The sequence below is a fragment of the Microbacterium sp. ARD31 genome, assembly GCF_031844425.1.
In genome coordinates, this window is the sequence record NZ_JAUZVE010000009.1 from 19,909 (window position 1) to 38,854 (window position 18,946).

The 18,946-nt window shown below is 72.5% G+C and carries 18 protein-coding genes; 1 reads left to right on the plus strand and 17 read right to left on the minus strand.

All coding sequences use genetic code 11. From position 1 onward, the window contains the following. Positions 1 to 8 precede the first annotated feature (8 nt). The 11 genes from folK to dacB form a co-directional block, all read right to left on the minus strand. The gene (gene folK / locus Q9S36_RS21520; RefSeq protein WP_311286896.1) at positions 9 to 578 is read right to left on the minus strand and encodes a 2-amino-4-hydroxy-6-hydroxymethyldihydropteridine diphosphokinase; all 570 of its coding nucleotides are present in this window, start codon (positions 576 to 578) and stop codon (positions 9 to 11) included. Next, entirely contained in the window at positions 571 to 945 is a 375-nt protein-coding gene (gene folB / locus Q9S36_RS21525; protein WP_311286897.1) for a dihydroneopterin aldolase, read from the minus strand. The genes folK and folB overlap by 8 nt, the downstream gene beginning before the upstream one ends. Then, a complete protein-coding gene (gene folP / locus Q9S36_RS21530) occupies positions 942 to 1,778 on the minus strand; it encodes a dihydropteroate synthase (protein ID WP_311286898.1) in 837 nt (278 codons plus the stop codon). The genes folB and folP overlap by 4 nt, the downstream gene beginning before the upstream one ends. Continuing rightward, entirely contained in the window at positions 1,775 to 2,383 is a 609-nt protein-coding gene (gene folE, locus Q9S36_RS21535; protein ID WP_396653816.1) for a GTP cyclohydrolase I FolE, read from the minus strand. The genes folP and folE overlap by 4 nt, the downstream gene beginning before the upstream one ends. Before the next feature lie 8 nt (positions 2,384 to 2,391). Further along, positions 2,392 to 4,455: an ATP-dependent zinc metalloprotease FtsH gene (gene ftsH / locus Q9S36_RS21540; protein WP_311286900.1), complete on the minus strand. Its 2,064-nt coding sequence runs from the start codon at positions 4,453 to 4,455 to the stop codon at positions 2,392 to 2,394. Positions 4,456 to 4,562: 107 nt separating this feature from the next. Then, positions 4,563 to 5,114: a hypoxanthine phosphoribosyltransferase gene (hpt, locus tag Q9S36_RS21545; RefSeq protein ID WP_311286901.1), complete on the minus strand. Its 552-nt coding sequence runs from the start codon at positions 5,112 to 5,114 to the stop codon at positions 4,563 to 4,565. 33 nt (positions 5,115 to 5,147) lie between these two features. Beyond that, positions 5,148 to 6,881 (minus strand): ATP-binding protein, encoded by a 1,734-nt coding sequence (locus Q9S36_RS21550; protein WP_311286902.1) that lies wholly within the window; start codon positions 6,879 to 6,881, stop codon positions 5,148 to 5,150. Between the two features lie 45 nt (positions 6,882 to 6,926). Further along, positions 6,927 to 7,298, minus strand: coding sequence for a response regulator (locus Q9S36_RS21555; RefSeq protein WP_311286903.1), 372 nt, complete (start codon positions 7,296 to 7,298; stop codon positions 6,927 to 6,929). Between the two features lie 51 nt (positions 7,299 to 7,349). After that, the gene (gene tilS, locus Q9S36_RS21560) at positions 7,350 to 8,333 is read right to left on the minus strand and encodes a tRNA lysidine(34) synthetase TilS (RefSeq protein ID WP_311286904.1); all 984 of its coding nucleotides are present in this window, start codon (positions 8,331 to 8,333) and stop codon (positions 7,350 to 7,352) included. After that, positions 8,330 to 9,346: a zinc-dependent metalloprotease gene (locus Q9S36_RS21565; RefSeq protein WP_311286905.1), complete on the minus strand. Its 1,017-nt coding sequence runs from the start codon at positions 9,344 to 9,346 to the stop codon at positions 8,330 to 8,332. The genes tilS and Q9S36_RS21565 overlap by 4 nt, the downstream gene beginning before the upstream one ends. Positions 9,347 to 9,408: 62 nt before the next feature. Then, positions 9,409 to 10,896, minus strand: a complete 1,488-nt coding sequence (gene dacB, locus Q9S36_RS21570) for a D-alanyl-D-alanine carboxypeptidase/D-alanyl-D-alanine-endopeptidase (RefSeq protein WP_311286906.1) — start codon at positions 10,894 to 10,896, stop codon at positions 9,409 to 9,411. A 115-nt stretch (positions 10,897 to 11,011) separates the two neighbouring features. On the opposite strand from dacB, the gene Q9S36_RS21575 reads away from it, so the two are divergent. After that, positions 11,012 to 11,548 (plus strand): inorganic diphosphatase, encoded by a 537-nt coding sequence (locus tag Q9S36_RS21575; RefSeq protein ID WP_311287091.1) that lies wholly within the window; start codon positions 11,012 to 11,014, stop codon positions 11,546 to 11,548. A gap of 12 nt (positions 11,549 to 11,560) precedes the next feature. Here the strand turns inward: Q9S36_RS21575 and lon are convergent, their stop codons facing one another. From lon to Q9S36_RS21605, 6 genes are all read right to left on the minus strand, one after another. Further along, a complete protein-coding gene (lon, locus tag Q9S36_RS21580) occupies positions 11,561 to 13,909 on the minus strand; it encodes an endopeptidase La (RefSeq protein WP_311286907.1) in 2,349 nt (782 codons plus the stop codon). Between the two features lie 153 nt (positions 13,910 to 14,062). Beyond that, on the minus strand, positions 14,063 to 14,947 hold the full coding sequence (locus Q9S36_RS21585) for an RNA polymerase sigma-70 factor (protein WP_311286908.1): 885 nt from the start codon (positions 14,945 to 14,947) through the stop codon (positions 14,063 to 14,065). Next, positions 14,944 to 15,525 carry a carboxymuconolactone decarboxylase family protein gene (locus Q9S36_RS21590; protein WP_311286909.1) on the minus strand — a complete coding sequence of 194 codons (582 nt, stop codon included), beginning with the start codon at positions 15,523 to 15,525 and terminating at the stop codon, positions 14,944 to 14,946. Before Q9S36_RS21590 ends, Q9S36_RS21585 begins: the two co-directional genes overlap by 4 nt. 65 nt (positions 15,526 to 15,590) lie before the next feature. Continuing rightward, entirely contained in the window at positions 15,591 to 16,277 is a 687-nt protein-coding gene (locus tag Q9S36_RS21595; protein WP_311286910.1) for a class I SAM-dependent methyltransferase, read from the minus strand. Between the two features lies 1 nt (position 16,278). Next, on the minus strand, positions 16,279 to 16,854 hold the full coding sequence (locus Q9S36_RS21600) for a hypothetical protein (RefSeq protein ID WP_311286911.1): 576 nt from the start codon (positions 16,852 to 16,854) through the stop codon (positions 16,279 to 16,281). A 1-nt stretch (position 16,855) separates the two neighbouring features. After that, positions 16,856 to 18,928 carry an acyl-CoA dehydrogenase gene (locus Q9S36_RS21605; protein ID WP_311286912.1) on the minus strand — a complete coding sequence of 691 codons (2,073 nt, stop codon included), beginning with the start codon at positions 18,926 to 18,928 and terminating at the stop codon, positions 16,856 to 16,858. Positions 18,929 to 18,946 lie beyond the last annotated feature (18 nt).

The window sequence follows — 18,946 nt, forward strand, 5'->3', positions numbered from 1 at the left end:
GCGGATGATCATTCGACCTCGAGGACGAGGTCCTCGCGCTTGCGGACACCCGAGGCGTCCGTCTCCCCGAGCAGGTCGGCGATCGGGCCGCGCTCGGGGAAGACCGCGTCGGGCTCGAGGTCGTGCCAGGGCTGCAGGACGAAGGCGCGCTCGTGGGCGCGCGGGTGCGGCAGCCGCAGGAAGTCCTCGTTGGAGCGGCGGTCGCCGACCACGATGAGGTCGACGTCGAGGGTGCGGGGCGCGTTGCGGACGTCGCTGCGCTCGCGCTCGAAGGCGTCCTCGATGGCCAGCGCGCGTTCCATCAGGCGGGCCGCGGGGAGGGTGGTGTCGGCGAGGACGACGGCGTTGAGGAACGGGCCGGCGCCGTCGGGCGAGTCGACCGGCTCGGTCTCGTAGACCGGGGAGACGCCGGTGACGAAGAAGTCCGGGGTGTCGCGCAGCGCGTCGACCGCACCCTGGAGCGAGGCGAGCCGTTCGCCGAGGTTCGAGCCCAGTGCGACCACGACGCGGCGGATCGGGTGCATCTCGCCGGTGAGGGAGTCGGTGTCCACGATGTTCGGGTTCGGGGTCTCAGTCATCAGCGTTGCCTCGCGTTCTGGTGATCGTCAGCGCGACGTCCGAGTACGTCGCGTCGATGGGCGCATCAGGTTTGTGCAGCGTGACTCGCGCCCATTCAACACGACTGTCCAACAGGCACACATCGGCGATGCGTTGAGCGACGGTTTCTATCAGGTCGACCGGATCACGCTCGACGGCGGCCTTCACGTCGGCGGTCAGGGAGCCGTAGTTGACGGTGTCCTGGAGGTCGTCGGAGGCAGCGGCGGCGCGGGTGTCGAGGCCGAGCACCAGGTCGACCACGAACGTCTGGCCCTCGCGCTTCTCGAAGTCGAAGACGCCGTGGTGCGCGAAGCACTCGATCCCGGTCACGGCGAGCTCGTCGCTCATGGATCTCCCTTCATCGCGGCGGCGACGGCCAGCGCGTCGCGGGTGGCACGTACGTCGTGCACGCGCAGGACGTCGACACCCCGGTCGGCGAGCAGCGCGACCAGCGCGGCGTGCGCGTGCTCGCGCTCACCGACCGGCCGGGTCTCGCCGTCGCGACGCAGGAGGGTGCCGAGGAACGACTTGCGGCTCGCCCCGACGAGCAGCGGGCGGCCCAGGCCGGCCAGCACGTCGAGCCGCGCGAGGAGCTCCCAGTTGTGGCGCGGCTCCTTGGCGAACCCCAGCCCGGGGTCCAGCACGACCCGCTCGACCGGGATCCCGGCGGCCACGGCAGCGTCGAGCCGCTCGCCGAGCTCGCGACGCACGGTCTCCACGACGCCGTCCGGCGAGTAGTCGGTGAAGTCGCGCATCCGGTCGGCGTGCGCGCGCCAGTGCATCGCGACGTAGTCGACGTCGCCGGCGGCCACCACCTCGAGGATCCGCGGGTCGGCGAGCCCGCCCGAGACGTCGTTGACGATCGTCGCCCCGGCCGCCACGGCCGCCTCGGCGACCTCGGCGCGCATCGTGTCGACGGAGACGACGGCACCCTCCCCGGCGAGCTCCCGGATGACCGGCACGACCCGGTCGAGCTCCTCGGCGACCAGGGGTCGGGTGGCGCCGGGGCGGGTGGACTCCCCACCGATGTCGAGGATGTCGGCGCCCTCGGCCAGGAGCTCGCGGCCGTGCGCGACGGCGGTCTCGGTGGTGTCGAACCGACCGCCGTCGGAGAAGCTGTCGGGGGTGACGTTGACGATCCCCATCACCCGGGGCAGTCGAGCGGCGGCCGTCGCGGTCACCTGGTGCCTGAGCGGATGAGCGCCATCGCCTCGGCGCGGGTGGCCTGGTTGGTGAGCATCGAGCCGCGGACCGCGGAGGTGATGGTGCGCGCACCCGCCTTGCGGACGCCGCGCATCGTCATGCAGAGGTGCTCGGCCTCGATGACCACGATGACGCCGCGGGCCTCGAGGATCTCCATCAGGGAGTCGGCGACCTGGGTGGTGAGCCGCTCCTGGACCTGCGGACGCTTGGCGTAGACGTCGACCAGGCGGGCCAGCTTGGACAGGCCGGTGATCTTGCCGGTGTCGGCCGGGATGTAGCCGACGTGCGCGACGCCCGTGAACGGCACGAGGTGGTGCTCGCACATCGACCACAGCTCGATGTCGCGGACCAGGACCAGCTCGTCGTGGCCGAGGTCGAAGGTCGTGGTGAGGACGTCCTCGGCCCGCATCCGCAGGCCCTGCGTGAGCTCGGCGTACGCCCGGGCGACCCGCGCCGGCGTCTCGAGCAGGCCCTCGCGTTCGGGATCCTCCCCGATGGCGGCGAGCAGCTCGCGCACCGCCGCCTCGGCCCGCTCATGGTCGAAGGCGGGCACGTCCTCGGGCGCCACCTCCGGCACCGTCACCGGGTCGGTCACGGTGCGCCCGGGGATGGCGGGGTCGGCGTGTCGGGACCGGGGGCGGGCGTGCCGTGGATGTCGCCGCCCGCACCCGGGGGCGTCAACACGGCGCCGGCGTCCGGCTCCTCCGGCACCGAGTTGGCGTGCGCCCGGTCGCGGATCTCCTGCGGGATGTCGACCGGCGGGATCGTCGACGGCACGCGCTGCGGGGAGCCCGTCCAGGCCGGCCGTGCCGGGCGCTTGAGCAGCGGCTCGAAGATCTCGGCGATCTCGCCCTTGTCGAGCGTCTCCTTGTCGAGGAGCGCCAGCACGAGGGCGTCGAGGACGTCGCGGTTGGTCTCCAGGATCTCGAAGGCCTCCTGGTGGGCGTGGCCGAGCAGCGCCTTGACCTCCTCGTCGACCGCGGCCGCGGTCTCCTCGGAGTAGTTGCGGGTGTGGCCCATGTCGCGGCCCAGGAACGGCTCGGAGTTGCTGTCGCCGAGCTTGACCGCGCCGAGGCGCTCGGTCATGCCGTACTGGGTCACCATCGCCCGGGCGAGGGCCGTGGCCTTCTCGATGTCGTTGCCCGCACCGGACGTGACGTCGTGGAAGATCAGCGCCTCCGCGGCCATGCCGCCCAGCATGTAGGCGAGGGAGTCGAGCATCTCGCTGCGCGTCTGGGAGTACTTGTCGCGGTCGGGCAGCACCATCGTGTAGCCGAGCGCACGCCCGCGCGGGAGGATCGTCACCTTGTGCACCGGGTCGGTGCCGGGCAGCGCCGCGGCGACCAGGGCGTGGCCGCCCTCGTGGTAGGCGGTGATGAGCTTCTCGCGCTCGCTCATCAGGCGGGTACGCCGCTGCGGACCGGCGATGACGCGGTCGATCGCCTCGTCGAGCGACTCGTTGTTGATCAGCTTGGCGTTGCTGCGCGCGGTGAGCAGGGCGGCCTCGTTGAGCACGTTGGCCAGGTCGGCGCCGGTGAAGCCCGGCGTGCGGCGGGCGATGCTCAGCAGGTCGATGTCGGGCGCGATCGGCTTGCCGCGCGAGTGGACCTTGAGGATCTGGTGGCGACCGTTGAGGTCGGGGGCGTCGACCTGCACCTGCCGGTCGAACCGGCCCGGGCGCAGGAGCGCGGGGTCGAGCACGTCGGGCCGGTTGGTGGCGGCGATGAGGATCACGCCGCCCCGCACGTCGAAGCCGTCCATCTCGACGAGCAGCTGGTTGAGGGTCTGCTCGCGCTCGTCGTGGCCGCCGCCCATGCCGGCGCCGCGGTGACGGCCGACGGCGTCGATCTCGTCGATGAAGACGATGGCCGGCGGGTTCTCCTTGGCCTGCTCGAACAGGTCGCGGACGCGGCTCGCGCCGACGCCGACGAACATCTCGACGAAGTCGGACCCGGAGATGGAGTAGAACGGCACGCCGGCCTCACCCGCGACAGCGCGGGCGAGGAGCGTCTTGCCGGTGCCGGGCGGGCCGTAGAGGAGCACGCCCTTGGGGATCTTGGCGCCGACGGCCTGGAACTTGGCCGGGTCGGTGAGGAACTCCTTGATCTCGCCGAGCTCCTCGATCGCCTCCTCGCAGCCGGCGACGTCGCTGAACGTCGTCTTCGGCATGTCCTTGGTGATCAGCTTGGCCTTGGACTTGGCGAACTGCATGACGCCGCGACCGCCGCCGCCCTGGGCCTGGTTCATCAAGAAGATGAACAGCAAGATGATCAGCGCGAACGGCAGGAGCGTGGCCAGCAGCGAGCCGAGGAAGCTGGGCTGCGGGAAGTCGGAGTCCGACCACTTCGTCTCGCCGGCCGCGATCTGCTCGTCGACCGCCGCGAGCAGGGTCTCCTGCTGGCCGTCGATGTAGTGGGTGACGACCTTGTCGCCCTCGTCACGGGTGCCCTTGTCCAGGGTGGCCCGGATCTCGTGGTCGACCCCGTTGAACTCGATCTCCTCGACCTGCCCGGCCGAGATGTACTTCGAGAGGGTCGAGGTCCGGACCTCGTCGTAGCCGTCGTTGGGCACGAGGAACTGGATGGCCAGCATCACCGCGAGGGCGGACAGGGCGATCCAGAGCCAGGGACCCTTGAATATGCGCTTCACAGGCAACTTTCACCGGTTCGGAGGTGGGATCGCGACGGTACACGTCGCTCGGGCGTCCATTCTTTCAGGCGGGGTGAAGCGTGGCGAGGCGAACGACCCTCACCAGGCCCCGATCAGGAGTAGACGTGGGGGGCGAGGGTGCCGATGTCGCGCAGGTTGCGGTACTTCTCGCGGTAGTCGAGGCCGTACCCGACGACGAACTCGTTGGGGATGTCCCAGCCGACGTACTTCGGCTCCACGGGCATCGACAGCGCCTCCGGCTTGCGCAGCAGGGTGGCGATCTCGACGCTCGCCGGGCTGCGGCTGGAGAGGTTGTTGACCAGCCAGCTGAGCGTCAGGCCGGTGTCGATGATCTCGTCGACGATCAGCACGTGGCGCCCGCTGATGTCGGTGTCGAGGTCCTTGAGGATCCGGACCACGCCGCTGGACTTGGTGCCCGAGCCGTAGGAGCTGACGGCCATCCAGTCCATCTCCAGGTGGCGCGGCATCGAGCGGGCCAGGTCGGCCATCACCATCACCGCCCCGCGGAGGACCCCCACCACGAGGAGGTCGCGACCCTCGTAGTCGGCAGTGATCTCGGCCGCCATCTCGGCCAGCCGCTGCTGGATCTGCTCCTCCGTGAAGAGGACGTTGACGAGGTCGTGCTCCACGTGGGACGAGTCCATGGGCTGCAGCCTAGGGCGCGGGGTCGCCGGTGGTCAGCCCGAGGTCGCCGCGCCGTCGCGCACGTCCTCGCGGACGACGCCGGCCGGCGCCTCCACCTGCTCCGCGGCGGCGGGCAGCGGGAGGCGTACGACGAAGACGCTGCCCTCGCCGACGGTGCTGGTGACCTCGAGGGTCCCGCCCATCAGGGCGGTCAGCTGCCGGGAGATCGCCAGGCCGAGGCCGGCGCCGCCGTAGCGTCGCGTCGTCGAGCCGTCGACCTGGGTGAACGACTCGAACACCGTGCCGAGGTCGACCGCGGCGATGCCGATGCCGGTGTCCGTGACGGCGAGCTCGACCTCGTCGCCGGTGCCGGGGCTGCGGCGTACGTCGAGCCGGACATGACCCTCGTGGGTGAACTTCACCGCGTTGTCGAGGAGGTTGCCCAGCACCTGGCGCAGGCGTTCGCGGTCGCCCACCACGCGTGCGGGCACCCCCGGTGCCACGACCGACTCGTAGGCGATGCCGACGGCCTCGGCGCGCGGCGCGCACCGGTCGTCGAGGTCCCGCACGAGCCCGGCGAGGTCGAACGGGGTGTGCGCCACCTCGAGCTGGCCGGCCTCGATCCGCGAGAAGTCGAGGACGTCGTCGACCAGGGACCGCAGCGCCTGGCCCGACCGTCGCATCCGGGTCACCATCTCGTGCTGCAGGTCGTCGAGGGGCGTGTCCTCGAGGATCTCCCCCGCGCCGAGCACCATCGTCAGCGGCGTACGGATCTCGTGGCTCATCGTCGCCAGGAACATCGACTTCGCCCGCGAGGCGTCCAGCGCGGCGTCGCGGGCCACCTCGAGCTCACGGACCGCACGCTCCTCCGAGCGCAGGAGTCGCGCCATCCGGATGAAGGCCAGCACGGCGAGGCTCGTGGTGCCGAGCAGCAGCATCAGCGGGCGCTCGTCCTCGTCGCGCAGGTCGCGGAGCAGCTCGATGGCCGGCGGCACCAGTAGGGGGCCGATGGCGATGCCGAGCTGGAAGACCGGGTGAGCGCGGCGCGCATCGTCCACAACTGGCGGCGGGGTGCCCTCGAGGCGCCAGACGCTGAGCGCCATCAGCACCGGAGCGACCATCCAGCAGACGTCCATCAGCAGGTCGAGGCCCGCCCCGCCAGGCTGGAGGTAGGCGACGTCGGCGGCCAACCACAGGAGGGCGCCTGCGGCGAACGACAGGTGCAGCCACCGACGCGCCGGACGGCTGGTGAGGACCCGGACGACCAGCGCGAGCAGGACCGCGTCGGCCACCGGGTACATCGACCACGCCACGCGCGTCGAGACCGCGAGGGACGCGTCGGTGACGATCGTGTCGATCGCGGTGCCCCACAGCACCAGCACGCTGACGATGACGATGGTGACCGCGTCGATGGTGAAGTCGAGGTCGTGCCGGCCTGCCCCGCTGCGTCGGAGCACGACCGAGAGGGCGATGCAGAGCAGGACGTAGGAGGCGACCCAGGGCGGGTCGGCCAGGGAGACCTCGGTGCCGAGGCCCATCGCGTCGAGCACCTCCCAGGTCGCGTCCCCGACGGCGGTGAGCGTGATGCCCCCGGCGATGAGCCCACCCACCAGGCGGTGCTCGGCCGGAGCACGCGCGGCACCCACCCACGCCGTCGCGGCGGAGAGCACGAAGACACCGAGGTAGAGGGTGTGGTCGAGCCAGGGCACGTCCAGGACGACGTAGAGCAGCACTGCGACCGCCGTGAGGGTCACCACGGCGAGGTCGATCGCCCGGCGCTGCCCCATGGAGGGGACTTTACTTTCGATCAGCGCCCGCGGCAGCCGAATCGGTCAGGAGGTCGGCCCCAGCAGTGTGGCGACGATCCCACGCAGGTCCTTGAGCGTGAACGGCTTGGACATGAAGTCCGTCGCGCCGGCCTCGAAGGCGCGCTCGCGGGTCGCGGCGTCGGCGTAAGCGGTGAGGATGAGGATCGGCAGGTCGCGCAGCTCGGGCACCTCCCGCAGGCGCGCGCACAGCTCCCCGCCGTCCATCTGCGGCATGCTCCAGTCGAGCACGGCCAGGTCGAAGTGCGTCGTGCCGACGAGGTCGAGGGCCGCGAGGGGGCTGCCGACCGCGACCACGTCGAGCTCGCTGCGGCGCAGCACGAGCTCGATGAGGTCCCTCATGTCCTGGTCGTCGTCGACGACGAGCACGTTCGCCATGTCTGTCCTTGTCCCCGAGCGCCCGAGTCGCCGAGCTGCGAGGACGCGACCCTACCCGCCCGGCACCGGTCCGAGCAGCAGGAGTCCACCGCGGCGCAACGCCCGTCGGGGGCCGGGCAGGTCGATCCAGCGCTGGCCGCGCCAGTCGACGAGGAGCCGGTCGACCTCCAGCACGTGCGCCCGCGTGAGCTCGGCGGCCGGCACGCCGGCCTCCAGGGCGGCCCGGTGGAGCGCCCGGTGGCGCAGCGAGGGGGGCTGGGTCCGCAGGGCCTCGACGTCCAGCCCGCCCTCGCAGCGGGCGGCCTCGAGCACCCGGTCGGCGAGCTCGTCGAGCAGCGCGGTGTCGTCGCGCAGCTGCTCGGCGGTGCGCGCGAGGGTCGCGGCGACGCCGGGGCCGAGCTCGTCCTCCAGCACGGGCAGCACCCGTTCGCGCACCCGGACGCGGGTGTAGCCGGGGTCGTGGTTGTGCGGGTCGTCCCACACCTCGAGCCCCTCCACCTGGCAGGCGGTGACGGTGTCGTCGCGTCGTACGCCGAGCAGCGGGCGCGCGAAGACCCCGAAGCCGGGCCGCATCCCCTGCAGCGAACGGCCGCCCGACCCGCGGGCCAGGCCGAGGAGGACGGTCTCCGCCTGGTCGTCCAGCGTGTGGCCGAGCAGGACCTTGGCGGCACCGAGGTGCTCGGCGACCTGCTCCAGGACGGCGTACCGGGCCTCGCGGGCAGCCGCCTCGGGCCCGAGGCCCGCGCCGGCGTCGACCGAGACCGTCGCGGTCAGCGTCTCGTCGACGCCGAGGGCGGCGAGCTGGGCCACCACCCGGGCCGCCTGGTCGGCCGACCCGGGCTGGAGACCGTGGTCGACGGTGACGCCGACGACCCGCAGGCCGAGCTTGTGGCCCTCGAACACCGCGGCCGAGGCCAGCGCCAGCGAGTCGGCACCTCCACTGCACGCGACGGCCACCACGTCGCCGGGCTCGAGCTCCGTCAGCAGCACGCGGACCGGCAGCCGGACCGCGGCGACCGAAGGGTGCAGCGTCACAGCACCCGGGCGACCCAGGCGTCGGGGTCCTCGATCTCCGCCTTCGACGGCAGGGTCTCGGGCCCGGTCCAGACGGCGTTGAACTCGTCCATCCCGACCTTGTCGACGACGTGGCGCACGAAGACGGCCCCGTCGCGGTACTGGGCCATCTTGGCGTCCAGGCCGAGCAGCCGCCGCAGCAGCTTGTCGAGGGTGCCGACGCCCTGGCGGCGCTGGTTGAACTTCTTGCGGATCGTGGCGACCGAGGGGATGACGCTCGGGCCGACGCCGTCCATCACCACGTCGGCGTGGCCTTCCAGCAGCGACATCACGCCCGTCACCCGGTCGAGGATCTCCTTCTGCTCCGGCGAGGAGACCAGGTCGAGCACGCTCCCGCCGCCGCTGCGGATCGACTCCGCGCCCCGGCGCAGGCCCTCGAGGACCGCGGTCGGCTCGATCGTGTCGGCGAGCGAGCCCATCTGCGCGAGGAGGTGCTCACCGAGCCAGGGGTTGGCGGTGAACTGCACCCGGTGCGTCTCCTCGTGGAGGCACACCCACAGGCGGAAGTCGTGGGGGTCGGCGTCGATCTCGCGCTCGACGTGGACGATGTTGGGTGCCACCAGCAGCAGCCGCCCGCGCGGGGCGTGGAACGGGTCGAACTGGCCGAGGACCTTGGACCCGAGGAAGCCGAGCATCAGCCCCACCTCGGCCCCGGTGACCCGAGACCCGACGGCGGCGGAGATCCCCGTGGGCGGGCCCTTCTTCTCGGTGATCTTGTCGACGATCGGCGTGAGGAGCTTGGCGAAGCCGTCGGCGTTGGCCTGGATCCACCCCGAGCGGTCGACCACCAGCACCGGAGCCGTGCCGGCGGTGGTGCGGAGCCCGGTGAAGTCGCTGACCAGCGGCGTGGACCGCTCCGCGCCCTCCCGCAGCTCGACGACCGCGGCGGCGGCCTCGTCGGGGCTGACGTCCGGCCCCGGGCCGGACACCCGGGATCCCAGGGTGACGGCGAGGTCCCAGTCGACGAGGCTCATGTCCCGACCCTAGCCGGGCCCTCCGAAGGAACACCCCGCGCCGACCGGGCAGCGCGAGCTCCTCAACCGGCGGTCGGTGCCCCACACCTGCACGCGGCCAACGCGGCGGCGGCGCGGTCGAGGGCGTCCTGGGCGTCGTAGCGGTCGGCGTCCGCGACCCGGTCGGCGGCGACGACGAAGGCCAGCGGGGTGCCGTCACGGTCCACGGCGATGCCGGCGAGGGCGTGCACGCCGGTGAGGGTGCCGGTCTTGGCGCGCACCAGGCCCCGGGCGAGCGCGGGGCCGTCGTCGAAGCGCCAGGTCAGCGATCCGGTGAAGCCGGCGACGGGCAGGCCGGTGACGAGGCTGCGCAGGTCCGGGTCGGGCCCGGAGGCCGCCTGCAGGAGGGCGAGCACCGTGCCGGTGCTGATCCGGTTGCGTCGCGACAGGCCGGAGCCGTCGTACAGCTGGTCACCGCTCGTGTCGATGCCGAGCCCCTGCAACGTGCTGGCGACACCGGCCGCGCCGGCCTCGAAGGAGCCGGTGCCGGACACCGCTAGCCCGACGTGGTGGCCGAGGACCTCCGTGCCCTCGTTGTCGCTGACGTCGAGGACGCGCTCGGCGACCTGCGACAGCGGTGCGCTCTCGACGGAGGCCAGCTCCTCCGTCGCGGTGGGTACGACGACCCGCTCCGGCGCGCCGGTCACCCGCAGGCCGGCGGCGGTGAGCCCCGCGGCGAAGGCCCGGGCGGCGGCCAGCGAGGGGTCGTCGGAGCGCTCCTGGCCGTCGGGCGCGATGCCGCTGTCGACCATGAGTGCGGTGATGGGGCTGACGATGTCGTCGGGGACGTAGTCGCGCCGCCAGGCGGGGTTGTCGGTCGGGCCGCTGAACAGGCTGTCGTCGAAGCGCACGACGACCCGGCCGCGTCCGCCGAGCGCCTCGGCGACGTCCACGGCGAGGGTCGCGACGTCGGCGCGCTCGGGGTAGGTCGCGCCCCGTTCGGCGACGGTGAGCGGCTTGCTGGCGAGCAGCGGGTCTCCCCCGCCGACGAGCACGACCTCGCGGGGTCCGTCGCCACGGACCACCCGGGTGGTGAAGGTGTGGTCGGGGCCGAGGGCGGCGAGGGCCGCGCCGACGGTGAGGAGCTTGGTGGTCGAGGCCGGCAGGTAGGTCCCGTCACCGGACGTCCACACCTCCCCGCCGGGCTCCAGCGGGGTGACCGCGGCGACCACGTGGCGGCCGAGGTCGGGGTCTGCGAGGGGCTTGCGGAGGGCGCGGGCGACCGCGTCGGGCGCGAAGGCGGCCGCGGACCCGGCGGGGAGCGCGGCGGGGGTCGGCGTGCTCCACGCGGGGAGGTCGAGCCCCGCCGGGGGCAGGACCTCCTCGGGCTCGGTCACCGGGTCCGCCGCCAGCCCGGGCAGGTAGCGCTGTCCCCACTCGAAGCGGTAGGCGCCGACCCCGGCGGCGAGGAGCGCGACGACCAGCACCACGGGCAGCCACACGCCGGCGACCCGGCGTGCGGAGTGGCGTACCTCACGTCCCCGTCGTTTCGACCCTCTCGCTTCGCGCATCGGGGCCATTGTGCGCGACACTGCCCCCAGTACTTCGCGCCGGGCTCTCGGTCGGGCGCAGCGGAGCTGGACCGATGACGGCCCGAAGGCGTGCCGGAGAGTGGAGGAAGACGTGCTGACGTTCGACGTGCTGGTGGAGATCCCCAAGGGCGAGCGCAACAAGTACGAGGTCGACCACGAGACCGGGCGGATCCGCCTGGACCGGATGCTCTTCACCTCGACGGCCTACCCCGCCGACTACGGCTACATCGAGAACACCCTCGGCCAGGACGGCGACCCGCTCGACGCGCTGGTGATCCTCCAGCAGCCGACCTTCCCCGGCTGCATCATCGAGTGCCGCGCGATCGGCATGTTCCGCATGACCGACGAGGCCGGCGGCGACGACAAGGTCCTGTGCGTCCCCTCGCACGACCCGCGCCTGGAGCACCTGCGCGACATCAACCACGTCTCCAAGTACGACCGCCTGGAGATCCAGCACTTCTTCGAGGTCTACAAGGACCTCGAGCCCGGCAAGTCCGTCGAGGGCGCCGACTGGGTCGGCCGCGCGGAGGCGGAGGCCGAGGTGCACGCCTCCTTCGAGCGCTTCAAGACCGAGGGCCACGGCGACGACGTCGCGAACCTCGCCGACGACAGCCTGGGCGAGGACGCCTGACCCGCTGACGGGTCAGGCGGCGCTCACCTCCGCCGCCGCAGCCGGCTCGAGGGCCTCGGCGAGGATCTCGGTCACCCGTCCGACCGGTCGCACGTCGAGGTCGCTGAGCAGCTCGGCCGGTACGTCGTCGAGGTCGGGGCGGTTGCGCTCGGGGACGAAGACCGTGGACAGCCCGGCGCGCTGGGCCGCCAGCAGCTTCTGCTTGAGGCCGCCGATCGGCAGCACCCGCCCGGCCAGCGACACCTCGCCGGTCATCCCGACATCGGAGCGCACGGGCCGGCCGGTCAGCAGCGAGACCAGCGCGGTCACCATCGTGACGCCCGCCGACGGGCCGTCCTTGGGCACCGCGCCGGCCGGGAAGTGGACGTGGATCGACCGCTCGAACGCGGACGGGTCGATGCCGAGCTCCCCCGCGTGGGCCCGCACCCACGACAGCGCGATGGATGCGGACTCCTTCATCACGTCGCCGAGCTGGCCGGTGACGGTGAGCCCGGCGGTGCCTTCGGCCACCGACGTCTCGACGTAGAGCACGTCACCACCGAGGCCCGTCACCGCCAGGCCGGTCGCGACGCCGGGGACGTCCGTGCGCTCGTGGCTGTCCGGCGTGAAGCGCGCCCGCCCGACCAGGTCGACGAGGCCGTCCCGGTCGATGTCGACGCGCTCGACCTCGCCGGTCGCGAGCAGCGTGGCCGCCTTGCGGAACGCCTTGGCCAGCAGCCGCTCGAGCTGGCGCACGCCGGCCTCGCGGGTGTAGTTCGCGGCGAGCTCGTCGAGGGCGTCATCGGAGATCGTGACCTCCTCGGGCGTGAGCGCGGCCCGCTCGAGCTGGCGCGGCACCAGGAAGTCGCGCGCGATGGCGACCTTGTCGTCCTCGGTGTAGCCGTCGATCGAGACGAGCTCCATGCGGTCGAGCAGCGCGGAGGGGATCTGCTCGACCACGTTGGCGGTGGCGATGAACAGCACGTCGGAGAGGTCGAGGTCGAGCTCGAGGTAGTGGTCGCGGAAGGTGTGGTTCTGCGCGGGGTCGAGGACCTCGAGCAGGGCCGCGGCCGGGTCGCCCCGGTAGTCGGCGCCGACCTTGTCGACCTCGTCGAGCAGCACGACCGGGTTCATCGAGCCGGCCTCCTTGATCGCCCGCACGATGCGGCCGGGGAGGGCACCGACGTACGTCCGCCGGTGGCCGCGGATCTCGGCCTCGTCGCGCACGCCGCCGAGGGCGACGCGGACGAACTTCCGCCCGAGCGTCCGGGCGACGGACTCGCCGAGCGACGTCTTGCCGACGCCGGGAGGACCGGCGAGCAGGACCACCGCGCCCGAGCCACGACCACCGATGACCTCCAGGCCGCGCTCGGCCCGGCGGGCGCGCACGGCGAGGTACTCGGTGATGCGGTCCTTGACCTCGTCGAGGCCGTGGTGGTCGGCGTCGAGCACCGCGCGGGCGGCGGCGACGTCGTGGGAGTCCTCGGTCCGCTCGTTCCAGGGCAGCTCGAGGACGGTGTCGAGCCAGGTCCGGATCCACCCGGCCTCGGGGTTCTGGTCGCTCGAGCGCTCGAGCTTGTCGACCTCGCGCAGCGCAGCCTCGCGGACGGAGTCGGGCAGGTCGGCGGCCTCGACCCGGGCCCGGTAGTCGTCGGAGCCGTCGGGCTCGCCCTCCCCGAGCTCCTTGCGGATCGCGGCGAGCTGCTGGCGGAGGAGGAACTCCCGCTGGTTCTTCTCCAGGCCCTCGCGGACGTCCTGGCTGATCTTGTCGTTGACCTCGTCCTCGGCGTCGTAGGCCCGTGTCCACTCCACGAGCAGGCGCAGCCGCTCGCCGAGGTCGGGTGTCTCCAGGACCTGCCGCTTCTGGTCCTCGGAGAGGTACGGCGCGTAGCCGGAGGCGTCGGCGAGCGCGTCGGGGTCGCCGAGGCGGCGCACGTTCTCGATGACCTGCCACGCCTCGCGGCGCTCCAGGATCGAGATCACGTGGGTGCGGTACTCCTCCGCGAGCGTGCGGACCTCGTCGGTCACGACCGCCTCGGGGACGGACTCGGCCTCGACCCAGAGCGCGGCGCCGGGACCGGCGACGCCCGATCCGATGGCGACGCGGCGCTCGGCGCGCAGCACGGCGGCCGGCCGGCCGCCGGCGAACCGGCCGACGCGGTCGACCACGGCGACCACGCCGTGGGTGGCGTACCGGTCCTCGAGCCGCGGGGCGACGAGGACCCGGGTGGGCTCGTCGTCCTGCGCGCCGTCGTGCGCGAGGCGGGCGGCGTCGATCGCCGCACGGGCCTGGTCGTCGAGCTCGATGGGCACGACCATGCCGGGGAGCACGACCGTGTCGTGGAGGAACACCACGGGGAGCTTGAGGGAGTTCTGCGTCATGCCCCCTCAACGCACCAGAACCGGAGGCATGTTCCGGTTGTGGGTTCGCCCAGCGCGAACGCGGGACCTGTCGACCGGCATGGACGCTTGCCGCCCGGTATGCCGGGCGTCGAGCGGACCGTGGTCCGCTCGACCCGCCCCGTGGCAGGGCCCTCAGAGGCGGGACAGGTCGACGGGAGAGCCGAGCAAGCCCAGCTTGTCGGGGTTGCGGACCAGGAACAGCCGGGTCACCACGCCGTCCTCGACCAGCATCGTGCCGACGCCGTCGCGCCGGCCGGCGATGACGAACTGGATCGCCGGCGATCCGTTGAGCCACACCGGCTCGAGCTCGAGCGCGTCGGGCGTGACGGCGGTGAGGAACCGGAACACCTTGTCGCGGCCGTAGATCGGGTTGAGCGCGGCCTGGACCTTGCCGCCGCCGTCGGTCATCAGGACCACGTCGGGCGCCAGCACGTCCATCAGTGACTGGAGGTCGCCGCCGGCGGTGGCGGCGCGGAACCTCTCGATCACCGCGTCCCGCTCGGCGGCACTCACCGAGGTCCGTGGACGCCGCTCGGCCACGTGGCCGCGGGCGCGGCTGGCGATCTGCCGGACCGCCGCCTCGGACTTCTCCACCGCCTCCGCGATCTCGTCGTACGGCAGGTCGAAGACCTCGCGCAGCACGAAGACGGCCCGCTCGGTCGGCGGCAGCGTCTCCAGCACGAGCAGCATCGCGGTCGAGACGCTGTCGGCGAGCTCGACGTCCTCGGCGACGTCGGGTGCGGTGAGGACCGGCTCGGGGAGCCAGGTGCCGACGTAGTCCTCGCGACGCCGCGCCAGGGTGCGCAGCCGGTTGAGCGACAGGCGGGTGGTCATCCGGACGAGGTAGGCGCGCGGGTCGCGCACCTCCTCCACCACCACGTCCGACCACCGCAGCCAGACCTCCTGGAGGACGTCCTCGGCGTCGGCGGCCGAGCCGAGCATCTCGTAGGAGACGGTGAAGAGCAGGTTGCGGTGGGCGGCGAAGTGCTGCACGAGGGGCGTCTCCGTGTGGTTCACGTCGTGATCGTCCCAGCCTGCGCGAGCGGGAGCTCGCAGACGTCGCTGAACCCCTGCGAGGCCAGGCCCATCGCGGAGTTGAAGCGGGACCGCTCGTTCTCGACGGCGACCATCATGGTGAGCTCGACGACCGCTGCGTGGCCGAGCTGCCGGTCGAGGCCGGCGACCATATCGTCGGTCACCTCCGGCGGGGTCACGGTCATCGCCTCGGCATAGGCCATCACCTCGCGCTCGAGGTCGGTGAAGACGTCCGACTCGCGCCAGCGCGGCACCTCGCGGACCTTCGCCTCGTCGAGCCCCTTGGTGTGAGCGAGGAAGTAGCCGAAGTCCAGGCACCACGAGCAGCCGATGACGCCGGCGCTGGCCATCTCGGCGTACGCCTTGAGGTGCGGGTCGAGCGACGACCACTTCGCGACCTTCTGCTCGAAGCCGAAGACCGCCTTCATCACCGGCTTGTTGTGCCACAGGACGTGGGCGTTGTCGGGGACCTTGCCCCACATGCGCTTCGCGACGCGGGTCATGATCGCGCCGTAGGCGCCGTCGATGGTGGCCTTCGGGATGCGGAACTGGCTGGGCATGTCGCCTCCTGTGGTGGGTGTCTGCCATGGAGACACCGCCCGCGCAGGTTCTGTGACAACCCCTCTCAGTCGAGCCGCTTCGTGCCTCGGAACCAGCCGATCCCGCCGCTCATCTCGAGTCGTACGTCGACCGCACCCGCCTCGCCCAGCCACCGCACCGCGTCGGCCGAGGAGCACATCGGGCCGAGCACGCGGGCGAGGCGGCCGGCGGCGTGGACGAGCCCGTAGCGCCGCTCGACCCCGCGGAAGTCGTCGGTGAACAGCGCGCTGCCGACGATCGCGGCGCCCGGCCGCAGCACGCGCACCATCTCGTGGACGGCCCGGTGTGGGTCGGGGAAGACGTGCAGGCCGGTGAAGGACACGACCAGGTCGAAGGTGCCGTCGCCGAACGGCAGCGCGCCGACGTCCGCCAGCGCGGTGGTGACCTGGTCGGCGACGCCGTGGCGGCGCGCGGCCGCGTAGGTGCGCTCGAGCATCCGGGGCGAGATGTCGGCGGCGACGACCTCGACGTGCCGGCCCGGGAGCAGCCCGCGCAGGGCGACGCCGCTGCCCGTCGGCACGTCGAGCACTCGTGCGCCGTCGGGGAGCGCGCCGATCTCGCGGGCAGCGTCGTGGAGCAGGGAGATGTCCGTCCCGAGCCCGAGGCGCCACAGCGGCGCACCGAGGGCGGGGTGGTCGACCAGGTGCGGGTAGATCCGCGCCCAGAGCGGGTCCTCGCTCCAGGCCCCGACCAACCGACGCGGCCCGGTCATCTCAGAGCCCGGCGAGGAAGGAGTCGACGGCGCGGGCGACCTCGAGGTGGATCTCGGTGGTGCGCACGGCGTCGTCGGTGGCCATGACGTGGTCGGCGTCCGCGACCTCCAGCACCTCGCACCCGCTGTCCGCCAGCTCGCGCGCGACCTCGGTGTCCCACAGCTCGTCGGCCAGGCCGCCCACCAGGAGCTGGCGCCCGGCGTTCGCGGCGATGCCCTCGGCCACCTCCGGCACGACCAGCAGCGGGGTGAGCCAGATCGCGTCGAGCCCCCGATCGGCGGCGTACGACGCGGCGCGGGTGCCGAGCGACTTGCCCACCACGACGACGTGGTCGGCGTCCTCCCGCTCGAGCGCCTCGGCCGCCTGGCGGCGTACCCACGCCTCCGCGTCCTCCTCGCCGCGGGACTCGGCGTCCCACCAGACCTGCTGGACGGTGAAGTGGTGCTGGAGCAGGGCACGGAGGGCGAGGTCGAGCAGCGGTGCGCTCGGCGAGTAGGCGCGACCCGGCAGGACGAGCGCGAGGCCGCGGCTGTCGCCGTCGGGCTCCCACCGCGTCGGCAGCCCCCCGAACGTCATGTCACTCGCCCGATCCGATGGGCCAGCTCAGGAGCTCGGGACTGCGCAGCATCTCGTCGGGCACGCCGAAGGCGTCGACGAGGTCGACGGCGAGCGGGCGCAGCTTGCGGCACAGCGCGTTGATCTCGCGGCTGATCGCCTTGGAGCGGGCGCTGGAGAGTCGGCCGTGCTCCATGAACCAGGCCCGGTCGGCCTCGATCGTGGACAGCGCGTGCAGGTCGCAGAGCAGGTTCAGCGAGACCTTGAGGTCGCCGTCGGGCAGCTCGGCCGTCTTCGCGACGAACGCCTCGAGAACGAGCCGCTCGGTGTGGGCGCGGGCCGCGGCGATGACGTGGTCCTGGACGCGCGAGAAGACGGCACCCGGGTTCTCGCCCTGGTCGATGCCGCGCTTGAGCCGTCGGGCGACGCCGCCGATCATGTGCTCCTCGCGGAAGCGCAGCATGGCCAGCTGGTAGTTCGGGTCGAGCAGGCCCGCCTCCTGATCCCACCGGTCGCCGCCCGGCAGCAGGTCGCGGACCGACTGGACGAGCTTGTGGACCGAGGTGCGTTCGACCACGGTCTCGACGGCGAGGCCGGCGACGAAGCGGGCCATCCCGAGCTGGTCCATGTCCTCGAACTCACCGGCGTAGTCCGTGAGCAGGCCCTTGGCGACCAGCTGCAGCAGGACGTGGTTGTCGCCCTCGAAGGTGGTGAAGACGTCCGTGTCGGCCTTCAGCGCGGCGAAGCGGTTCTCGCTGAGGTAGCCGGCGCCGCCGCACGCCTCGCGGCACTCCTGGATGGTGCGGGTGGCGTGCCAGGTGCCGAGCGCCTTGGTGCCGGCGGCCCGGGACTCCAGCATGCGGCGCGCGTGCTCGTCGCTGCCCGGCTCGGTCGGGCCGGGCCCGGAGAAGACGTCGTGCAGCTGTCCGGCCACGACCTCCTGCGCGAAGTGCAGGGCGTAGGTGCGGGCGAGCAGCGGGAGCAGGCGGCGCTGGTGCATGCCGTAGTCGAGGAGCACCTGCTCCTCGTCGGGGGAGGTCGCCTCGAACTGCCGGCGCCGGTCGGCGTAGCGCACGGCGATCGCGAGCGCGACCTTGGCGGCGTTGATCCCCGCGCCGCCGACGCAGACGCGCCCCTGCACCAGGGTGCCGAGCATGGTGAAGAAGCGCTTGTTGGGGTTGTCGATCGGCGAGAGGTAGCGGCCCTCGGGCGTCACCTCGGCGAACTGGTTGAGCAGCGCGGTGCGCGGCACCCGGACGCCGTCGAACCAGATGCGCCCGTTGTCGACCCCGTTGAGCCCCATCTTCGGCCCGCAGTCCTCGATGCGGACGCCGTCGAGCACCTCGCCGCCCTCGCGGATCGGGACGACGAAGGCGTGCACGCCGTGCCGCTCCCCTGCCACGTCGAGCTGGGCGAACACGACGGCGAGCTCGGCATGGGCCGCGGCGTTGCCGATGTAGTCCTTGCGGCTCGCGTCGTCGGGGGTGGTGATCACGAACTCCTGCGCCTCGACGTCGTACGTCGCGACGGTGCCGAGGGCCTGCACGTTGGAGCCGTGGCCGGTCTCGGTCATCGCGAAGCAGCCCATCGTGCGGCCGCTGACGAGGTCGGCGAGGTGCGCGTCGTGGTGGGTCTTCGTGCCGAGCTGCAGGATCGCGCCGCCGAAGAGGCCGAACTGGACGCCGACCTTCACCAGGACCGAGAGGTCACCGAGGGCGAGGGTCTCGAAGGCCGCGATCGAGGCGCCGATGTCGCCGCCACCGCCGTACTCGACCGGGAAGCCCATCCCCGTCTGCCCGGTCTCGGCCATCATCACCACGACGTCCTTGACCCGCTCGCGGAACTCGGCGCGGCTCATCTCCTCCTCGTCGCGCAGGACCTGCGCGTGCTCGGCGAGGTTGGTGCGGACCAGGTCGCGGACCTCGCGGTAGCGGCCGTCGAGCAGCGTGCGCATGGCCGCGACGTCGACGACCGGCTGCCGGTAGCCCGAGTCGTCGGCGTGGACCGCGTCGTCCTCGACCCTCTCGACGACCGGTGCCTCGGGCTCGGGCGTGGGCATCTCGTCGGCGATCGGGGGGACCTGCTCGGTGGCCATGGCACCCAAAGTAGTCCG